The 9,304-nt window shown below is 69.3% G+C and carries 7 protein-coding genes and 1 pseudogene; 6 read left to right on the top strand and 2 right to left on the bottom strand.

From position 1 onward, the window contains the following. Positions 1–155 (bottom strand): annotated as a pseudogene (locus EBE87_RS14225) (S-(hydroxymethyl)glutathione dehydrogenase); the annotation flags it as partial. Positions 156–233: 78 nt separating this feature from the next. Here EBE87_RS14225 and EBE87_RS14220 point away from each other — a divergent pair. The 3 genes from EBE87_RS14220 to EBE87_RS14210 all read left to right on the top strand — a co-directional run bounded on the left by EBE87_RS14220 (position 234) and on the right by EBE87_RS14210 (position 2,962). Beyond that, a complete protein-coding gene (locus EBE87_RS14220) occupies positions 234–1,055 on the top strand; it encodes a S49 family peptidase (protein WP_120640319.1) in 822 nt (273 codons plus the stop codon). Between the two features lie 96 nt (positions 1,056–1,151). Further along, positions 1,152–1,619, top strand: a complete 468-nt coding sequence (locus EBE87_RS14215) for a cupin domain-containing protein (RefSeq protein WP_120640318.1) — start codon at positions 1,152–1,154, stop codon at positions 1,617–1,619. Positions 1,620–1,717: 98 nt separating this feature from the next. Further along, positions 1,718–2,962, top strand: a complete 1,245-nt coding sequence (locus EBE87_RS14210; RefSeq protein ID WP_120640317.1) for an aminopeptidase — start codon at positions 1,718–1,720, stop codon at positions 2,960–2,962. Positions 2,963–2,978: 16 nt separating this feature from the next. On the opposite strand, the gene EBE87_RS14205 is transcribed toward EBE87_RS14210, so the two are convergent. Continuing rightward, a complete protein-coding gene (locus EBE87_RS14205) occupies positions 2,979–3,392 on the bottom strand; it encodes a ketosteroid isomerase-related protein (RefSeq protein WP_120640316.1) in 414 nt (137 codons plus the stop codon). Positions 3,393–3,507: 115 nt separating this feature from the next. On the opposite strand from EBE87_RS14205, the gene EBE87_RS14200 reads away from it, so the two are divergent. From EBE87_RS14200 to ppdK, 3 genes are read left to right on the top strand one after another with little or no spacing between them, the layout of a single operon-like run. Further along, positions 3,508–4,395: a glycine--tRNA ligase subunit alpha gene (locus tag EBE87_RS14200; RefSeq protein WP_120640315.1), complete on the top strand. Its 888-nt coding sequence runs from the start codon at positions 3,508–3,510 to the stop codon at positions 4,393–4,395. Between the two features lie 53 nt (positions 4,396–4,448). After that, positions 4,449–6,620: a glycine--tRNA ligase subunit beta gene (gene glyS, locus EBE87_RS14195; protein WP_120640314.1), complete on the top strand. Its 2,172-nt coding sequence runs from the start codon at positions 4,449–4,451 to the stop codon at positions 6,618–6,620. A gap of 12 nt (positions 6,621–6,632) precedes the next feature. Then, positions 6,633–9,302, top strand: coding sequence for a pyruvate, phosphate dikinase (gene ppdK, locus EBE87_RS14190; protein ID WP_120640313.1), 2,670 nt, complete (start codon positions 6,633–6,635; stop codon positions 9,300–9,302). The last annotated feature ends 2 nt before the right edge of the window (positions 9,303–9,304 follow it).

Below are 9,304 nucleotides of genomic sequence, written 5' to 3'. Positions count from 1 at the left end.
GGATCGGCACCCGAGAGCGTGTACTTGTCGGTGTGGCACAGCCCGGTGGCCTTCACCTCCACCAGCACCTCCCCCTCGCGCGGACCTTCCAGGTCCACCTCCTCGATGGAGAGCGGCTGGCCGGCCTCCCAGGCAACTGCGGCGCGTGTCTTCATGGCGAGGCTCCTCGTCAGCTATCGGCCCCTCACTGCCATGGCTTGTCGGGGGCGGGAAGGGAGGACATCTGAAGGGGCATGCGCATTCCCTTCCTCTCCCGCCAGCCCCGTGTCGCTATGGTGCGGCTGGCGGGCGTCATCGCCGCCCGGGGCGGCCCCGTCGGCGGCCCCGCCCTCAATATCGAGCATCTCGGCCCCATCCTGGACCGTGCCTTCGCCCTGAAGCGGCTGGCCGGGGTGGTGCTGGCCATCAACTCGCCCGGCGGCTCGCCGGTGCAATCGGCGCTGATCGGCGCCCGCATCCGCCGGTTGGCGGAGGAAAAGAAGGTGCCCGTCATCGCCTGCGTCGAGGATGCGGCGGCTTCCGGCGGCTATTGGCTGGCCTGCGCGGCGGATGAGATCGTGGCCGATGGCGCCAGCATCGTCGGCAGCATCGGCGTCATCTCCGCCAGCTTCGGGGTGCAGGAGCTGATGGAGCGCTGGGGCGTCGAGCGGCGGCTGACCACGGCGGGCGGCCAGAAATCCTTCCTGGACCCCTTCCGCCCGGTGCAGCCGGAACAGCAGGAGCGGCTGGAGGAACTGCTCTCCTCCATCCATCGTGAGTTCAAGGACTGGGTGCGCGGCCGGCGCGGCGCGAAGCTGACGGCGCCGGAGGAAGAGCTGTTCACCGGCCGCTTCTGGACGGGGCGGGAGGCGCTGCCGCTGGGGCTGATCGACCGCCTGGGCGATGCGCAATCCGAGATCCGCCGCCGTTTCGGGGACAAGACGCAGGTGGTGCGCTTCGGCGCCCGCAAGCCGCCGCTGCCCATGCGGCTGCTGGGCGGCGGCGCGGCCCTGGCGCTGGCGCATGCCGCCGCCCTGGCCGAGGAGCGGGCGGCCTGGGGGCGCATCGGGCTCTGACACCATCGTGGTTATCGTGACAATGTCGTAATGAAATTCGGTGCCCTGGCCGTGTACAGGCTTTCCACGAAGCCGCGTCCAGACGGAGCACCGGACATGTCCAGCCTCACCAGGGCCGTCGCCTCATCGCCCGGAGAGGGCCTGCACACCAGGGCCTTCGGCACCTACCTGATCCGCTTCACCGCCGCCGTCACCGGCGGCGGCATGGGCCTGTTCGAGATGAACCTGCCGGCCGGGGAAGGGCCGCCCCTGCATGTCCATGAACGGGAGGACGAGTTCTTCCGCGTCCTGTCCGGCCGCTTCAGCTTCCGCTGCGGCAAGGATGCGGTGGAACTGGGGGAGGGTGGCTGCATCCTGCTGCCGCGCCGCGTTCCGCATGCCTTCCTGGCCCTGGGGGAGGGGGAGAACCGCCTGATGTGCATGGTCACGCCCGGCGGCTTCGAGGGCTTCTTCGCCGATGTGGACCGCGAGCAGCCCAGCACTCCGGAAGCCATGGCGGCGCTGGCGGCACGCTATGGCGTGGCTTTCCTGCCGCCGGAGAAGGACAGGCAGGGCGCCGCCTGAGCATGCCACCCGGCACGCCAGGGCATGCGTGCCGGGCTTGACTTCACCCTACCGCCGGGGGGCAATCGCGCCAGACTGACCCAGGGAGCGCGAAGGCCATGGACACCAATTTCCCGAGCACGGACACGCGGCTGGACAAGCTGGCGGAGGTCGCGGTGCGCGTCGGCCTGAACCTGGCCGAGGGGCAGGAGGTGGTGATGACCGCCGGCCTCGACAGCCTGCCGCTGGCCCGCAAGATCACCGAGGCCGCCTACAAGGCCGGTGCCTCCCTGGTCACCACCATCTTCGCCGACGACCAGTCCGCCCTGGCCCGCTACAAGTATGCGCGGGACGAGAGCTTCGACGTGGCCCCCGCCTGGATGTACGAGGGCATGGCCGCCGCCTACCGTTCGGGCGCCGCGCGGCTGGCCATCGTGGGCGACGACCCCAACCTGCTGGCCGGGCAGGACCCGGAGAAGATCTCCCGCGCCAACCGTGCCCGCTCCAAGGCCTATCGGCCGGCGCTGGAGCTGATCACGGCCTCCGCCATCAATTGGTCGCTGGTGCCCTTCGCCAATGCCGCCTGGGCCCGCAGCGTCTTCCCGGATGTGCCGGAGGATGTGGCGGTGGCGAAGCTGTGGGACGCCATCTTCGCCGCCACCCGCGCCGACCGCCCGGACCCCGAGGCCGCCTGGGCCGAGCACAACGCCACGCTGATGGCCAAGCGCAAGATCCTGACGGAGCGCAACTTCCGTGCCCTGCGCTTCCAGGGCCCCGGCACCGACCTGAAGGTGGGGCTGGCGGATGGCCATGCCTGGATGGGCGGCATCTCGACGGCCAGGAACGGCATCTCCTCCAACCCCAATATCCCGACGGAGGAAGTCTTCACCACGCCGCATGCGGCGATGACGGAAGGCACCGTCTCCGCCACCAAGCCGCTGGCGCATGGCGGCACGCTGATCCGCGATATCCGCGTGCGCTTCGAGGGCGGGCAAGTGGTCGAGGCCCATGCCAGCACGGGCGAGGAGGTGCTGCAGAAGATGATCGGCACCGACGAGGGCGCCCGCCGGCTGGGCGAGGTGGCGCTGGTGCCGCATTCCTCGCCGATCGCGCAGAGCGGGCTGCTCTTCTTCAACACGCTCTTCGACGAGAACGCGGCCAGCCACATCGCGCTGGGCCAGGCCTACAAGAAGTGTTTTGTGAACGCCAAGACGCTGACGGACGAGCAGTTCGCGGCGGCCGGCGGCAATTCCAGCCTCATCCACGTGGACTGGATGATCGGCTCGGCCAGCGTGGACGTGGACGGGCTGGACGCGGCGGGCAACGCCACGCCCGTCATGCGCAAGGGCGAATGGGCGCTCTGAGCCGGGAAGGGGGCGCTCAGCCCCCGACCTGCGCCACCCAGTCCGCCAGGTTGTAGTAGTTGGTGACGCGGGCGATGCGGCCTTCCCGCACCTCGAAGAAGGCACCGGCGGGCAGAACGTAGGTCTGGCCGCTGGCCTCGGGCAGCCCCTCGTCGGTGGCCAGATAGGTGCCATGCACCGTGAACTCGGCCGCGGCCCGGCGGCCCTCGGCATCCACCATCACGGTGATGTCGCGCAGCTCTTCCTTGTAGTGGGCATTCATGCGGGCCATGAAGGTGCGGAAGGCCGGGATGCCGGTCTCGCGCCCGCCCTGGTTGATGTCGTGCACCACGTCATCGGTCATCAGGGCCAGCATGCCTTCGGCATCGCCGGTGTTGAAGGCGGCATAATAGGCGCGGATCAGCGCCTCGGCGCTTGTGCGATGGGGCATGGCCTGTGCCTTCCTTGCCGGTCGGTAAGGTGGCCCTTATGCTGCGCTGCACGGCCCGGCCGCAAGCCCAGGACGGCCGCCAGAACAAAGTGCCCTGAAGGCCCGCGCCAGAACCATGACCGATCTTGCCGCTCCTGCCGTCTCCACGGCTGCCAAGCCGTTGTCCTTCCAGGACATCATCCTGACCCTGCACCGCTTCTGGGCGGCACAGGGCTGCGTCATCCTGCAGCCCTACGACATGGAAATGGGCGCCGGCACCTTCCACCCGGCCACCACGCTGCGCGCCCTGGGCCCGGCGCCCTGGAAGGCGGCCTATGTGCAGCCCTCCCGCCGCCCGTCGGATGGCCGCTACGGCGAGAATCCCAACCGCCTGCAGCACTACTACCAGTACCAGGTCATCATGAAGCCGAGCCCGGAAAAGGCGCAGGACCTGCTGCTGGCCTCCTACCGCGAGATCGGGCTGGACCCGCTGAAGCACGACTTCCGCTTCGTGGAGGATGACTGGGAAAGCCCGACGCTGGGCGCCTGGGGCCTGGGCTGGGAAGTCTGGTGCGACGGCATGGAAGTCGGCCAGTTCACCTATTTCCAGCAGGTCGGCGGCATTCCGGTGGTGCATCCCTCCTTCGAGATGACCTACGGGCTCGAACGGCTGGCGATGTATGTGCAGAACATCGAGAACGTCTACGACCTCGACTTCAACGGCCAGGGCGTGAAGTACGGCGATGTGTTCCTGCGCGCCGAGCGGGAATATTCCGCCTTCAACTTCGAGCACGCCAATATCGAGAAGCTCTTCGAGCATTTCCGCGATGCCGAGACCGAATGCGCGGCGCTGGTGGAGCGCAGGCTGGCGCTGCCGGCCTATGACCAGTGCATCAAGGCCAGCCATCTCTTCAACCTGCTGGACGCGCGCGGCGCCATCAGCGTGACGGAGCGCGCCAGCTACATCGGCCGCGTCCGCGCATTGGCCAAATCCTGCTGCGAGACCTGGGTGGCGGGCGCCTGACGGCCCGCACCTCCGCCCCGAACCCGACCCGTACCCGCTAGGCGCGCCCCCAAATGCCCGAACTCCTGCTTGAACTCTTCTCCGAGGAAATCCCGGCCCGCATGCAGGCGCGCGCCGCCGAGGACCTGGCGCGGCTGCTGGGCGATGCGCTGAAGGGCGCGGGCCTGAAGGCGGAAGGGCTCCGCACCCTCTATGGCCCCCGCCGCCTGACGCTGGTGGCCGAACTGCCCGCCGCCACCGCCCCGGTGAACGAGGAGCGCCGCGGCCCCCGCGCCGATGCCACCGGCCCGGCGCTGGAGGGCTTCCTGCGCGCCACCGGCCTGACGCGGGAGCAGTTGGAAGAGCGGGAGGTGAAGGGCACGAAGTATCTCTTCGCCGTGATCCGCAAGGAAGGGCAGCCGACCCCGGCGCTGCTGGCCGAGATCATCCCCGGCATCCTGCGCCGCTTTCCCTGGCCGAAGTCGATGCGCTGGGGCGGCACCAGCAGCTTTGTCTGGGTGCGGCCGCTGAAGCGCATCCTTTGCGTGTTCGACGGCGCGGTGGTGCCCTTCTCCCTGGCGCAGGGCGAGGATGACGGCCATGGCCTGGCCTCGGGCAATGAGACCGAGGGCCACCGGCTGATGTCGCCCGGCGCTTTTGCGGTGCACAATTTTTCCGAATACGCGGCGCAACTGGCCGCGCGGCATGTTGTTATCGACCCCGCGGAGCGCACCAAGCGTGTGCGTGACGGTATCGCGGCCCTGGCCGCGGCGGAGGGGGTCGAGGTGGTTCCGGATGAAGGCCTGCTGGCAGAAGTGGGGGGGCTGGTCGAATGGCCGGTGCCGCTGCTCGGCCGCATCGACGATGCCTTCATGGACCTGCCGCCGGAACTGATGCGCACCACCATGCGCGTCAACCAGCGCTATTTCGCGCTGCGCAAGCCGGATGGCGCCGCCGCGCCCTTCTTCGCCCTGGCCGCCAATATCGAGGCGACGGATGGCGGCAAGGCCATCATCGCCGGCAATGAGCGCGTGCTGCGCGCCCGCCTCTCCGATGCCCGCTTCTTCTGGGACCAGGACCGCAAGCAGACGCTGGAAAGCTTCCTGCCGAAGCTGGCCTCGGTGGTCTTCCATGCCAAGCTGGGCACCCAGGGCCAGCGCGTGCAGCGGCTGGAGAAGCTGGCGCGCTTCCTGGCGCCGAAGCTGGGCGCCGACGTGGCGCTCGCCGCCCGCGCCGCCAAGCTGGCCAAGGCGGACCTCGCCACCGGGCTGGTGGGCGAGTTCCCGGAGCTTCAGGGCATCATCGGCCGCTACTACGCCTTGCATAACGGGGAGGATGCGCGCGTGGCCGAGGCCATCGCCGCGCATTACCGCCCGATGGGCCCAGGCGATTCCGTGCCGACCGACCCCGTCGCCATCACCGTGGCGCTGGCGGACAAGCTGGACCAGCTCGCCGGCTTCTTCGCGGCCGATGAGCGCCCGACCGGCTCCGGCGACCCCTATGCGCTGCGCCGCGCGGCGCTGGGCGTCATCCGCATCATCCGCGAGAACAACCTGCGGCTGGACCTGGCCGATGTGCTGGCGGAAGCCTTCTTCGGCTTCCCGCAGGCCGTCGGCACCACCGCCGAGCCTGAATTCGGCATGGCCGTGGCCAGTGAGAAGCTGAACACCGGCTGGCAGCCCGACCCCAAGTCGGCCCACCCGCCGATGGTCGCCGCCTTCGCCGCCGGGCTGATGGACTTCCTGGCCGAGCGCCTGCGCGTGCAGCTCCGCGCCGAAGGTCAGCGCCACGACGTGCTGGCCGCGACGCTCGGCGCCGCCACGGACCCCGACCTGGTGCGCCTGCTGGCCCGGGCCGAGGCGCTGCGCCTCTTCCTGGAAGGGGAGGATGGGGCCAACCTGCTCACCGCCTCCCGCCGCGCCGCCAATATCCTGCGCATCGAGGACAAGAAGGACGGCCCGCACGCGCCTTCCACCGACTCCGCGCTGCTGGCGGCGGCGGAGGAGAAGGCCCTGGCCGCCGCGCTGGACGAGGCGGCGCCCGCCGTCGGCACCGCGCTGGGCGGTGAAGATTTTGCCGGTGCCATGGCGGCGCTGGCCAGACTCCGCCATCCGGTTGACGCTTTCTTCGATAAGGTGGTGGTCAACGACGCGGATGCGGCGCTGCGCCGCAACCGCCTGGGGCTTCTGGCCCGGCTGAAGGCGCTGACAGATCAGGTCGCAGACCTGGCTAAGATCGAAAGCTAGAGGAAACCGCAGATGACGAAGTGGGTGTATGGCTTCGGCGCCGGCCGCAACGACGGCAAGGCCGAGATGCGCAACCTGCTGGGGGGCAAGGGCGCCAACCTGGCGGAGATGGCATCCATCGGTCTGCCGGTGCCGCCGGGCTTCACCATCACCACCGAAGTCTGCACCTACTACTACCAGCACCAGAATACCTACCCGGCTGAGTTGCAGGCCCAGGTGGCCGAGGCCCTGGCGCGCATCGAGGAGGCCGTCGGCCTGAAGTTCGGCGACGAGGCCAAGCCGCTGCTGGTTTCCGTGCGCTCCGGCGCCCGCGTCTCCATGCCGGGCATGATGGACACGGTGCTGAACCTGGGCCTGAACGACCGCACGGTGGAAGGCCTCGCCGCCGCTTCCGGCGACCCGCGCTTCGCCTGGGACAGCTACCGCCGCTTCATCCAGATGTACGGCTCGGTGGTGCTGGGCGTTGACCACCACCGGTTTGAAGAAATCATCGAGGAAGCCAAGCTCGCCAAGGGCGTCTTCGAGGATACCGAGCTGGTGGCCGAGGACTGGCAGCGCGTCGCCGCCGAATACAAGGCGATGGTGCAGGACGTGCTGGGCAAGCCCTTCCCGCAGGAGCCGCAGGAACAGCTCTGGGGCGCGGTGGGCGCGGTCTTCGGTTCCTGGATGAACCAGCGCGCCATCACCTATCGCCGCCTGCACGACATCCCGGCCGAATGGGGCACGGCGGTGAATGTGCAGGCAATGGTCTTCGGCAACATGGGCGATGACTGCGCCACCGGCGTCTGCTTCACCCGTGATCCGTCCACCGGCGAGAACATCTTCTACGGCGAATACCTGATCAACGCGCAGGGCGAGGATGTCGTGGCCGGCATCCGCACGCCCCAGCCGATGAGCGAGGCCCGCGCCAAGCCCGGCGAGCGCAGCATGGAAGCCGCCATGCCGGCGGCCTACCAGGAACTCGTCCGCGTCCGTGAGATGCTTGAGAAGCACTACACGGACATGCAGGACATCGAGTTCACGGTGCAGCAGAACAAGCTCTACATGCTGCAGACTCGCAACGGGAAGCGCACCGCCGCCGCCAGCCTGAAGATCGCGGTGGACATGGCGCGGGAAGGGCTGATCGACGAGGCGGAGGCCGTGCGCCGCGTCGCGCCCCAGTCCCTCGACCAGCTGCTGCACCCGACGCTGGACCCCAAGGCGCCGCGCAAGGTGCTGACCAAGGGCCTGCCGGCCTCCCCCGGCGCCGCCTGCGGCGTGGTGGTCTTCTCGGCCGATGATGCCGAGGCGCGCGCCGCCAAGGGCGAGAGCGTCATCCTGGTCCGCATCGAGACCAGCCCCGAGGACATCCACGGCATGCATGCCGCCAAGGGCATCCTGACCACGCGCGGCGGCATGACCAGCCACGCGGCGGTGGTGGCCCGCGGCATGGGCCGGCCCTGCGTGGCCGGCGCCGGCGGCATCGTGGTGGATTACCACAGCCAGCAGCTCTCGGCCGGTGGCCAGATCGTCAATGGCGGCGACACCATCACGCTGGATGGCGCGACGGGCGAGGTCTTCCTCGGCACCGTCGCGATGGTGGAGCCGCAGCTTTCCGGTGATTTCGCGACGCTGATGAGCTGGGCCGACAAGGTGCGCCGCCTGCATATCCGCGCCAATGCCGAGACGCCGCTGGATGCCGATACCGCGCGCAAGTTCGGCGCCGAGGGCATCGGCCTCTGCCGCACCGAGCACATGTTCTTCGACCCCGCACGCATCGGCGCCGTGCGGCAGATGATCATGTCGGAAAGCGAGGGCGGGCGCCGCGATGCCCTGGCCAAGCTGTTGCCCTTCCAGCGTGACGACTTCCGCGAGCTCTTCCGCATCATGGCCGGCCTGCCGGTGACCATCCGCCTGCTGGACCCGCCGCTGCATGAATTCCTGCCGCACCGGGAGGAGGAGCTGGCGGAGGTGGCCGCGCATCTCGGCGCCGACCTCGCCGCCATGAAGCGCCGCGCCGCCGACCTGTCGGAAGCCAACCCCATGCTGGGCCATCGCGGCTGCCGCCTGGGCGTGACCTATCCCGAGATCTACGAGATGCAGGCCCGCGCCATCTTCGAGGCCGCGATCGAGACTGCCAAGGAGACCGGCAAGGCGCCGGTGCCCGAGATCATGATCCCGCTAGTGGCCGCCAAGAAGGAGCTGGAGCTGACCCGCGCCCATGTGGACAAGGTGGCCAAGGAAGTCTTCGCCGAGGCCGGCCAGACCATCGAATACCTCGTCGGCACCATGATCGAGCTGCCGCGCGCCTGCCTGACGGCGGATGCCATCGCCGAGGTCGCCGATTTCTTCTCCTTCGGCACCAACGACCTGACGCAGACGACCTTTGGCCTCTCCCGCGACGATGCCGGCAAGTTCCTGCCCTACTACGTGGAGAAGGGCATCCTGCCGAAGGACCCCTTCGTGTCCCTGGACCCGGATGGCGTCGGCGCGCTGGTGCGCATCGCCAAGGACAAGGGGCGCGGCGTGAAGCCGGACCTCAAGCTCGGCATCTGCGGCGAGCATGGCGGCGACCCGGCCTCGATCCAGTTCTGCGAGAGCGTGGGTCTGGATTACGTCTCCTGCTCGCCCTACCGCGTGCCGGTGGCGCGGCTGGCGGCGGCGCAGGCCGCGCTGGCGGGGGCGGTGGATCGCACCGCCTGAGG

The organism is Teichococcus wenyumeiae (assembly GCF_003696345.1).
Lineage (GTDB): Bacteria > Pseudomonadota > Alphaproteobacteria > Acetobacterales > Acetobacteraceae > Pseudoroseomonas > Pseudoroseomonas wenyumeiae.
Note: the sequence above shows the minus strand (reverse complement) of the source record. Positions and strands in the feature narration are given on the sequence as shown.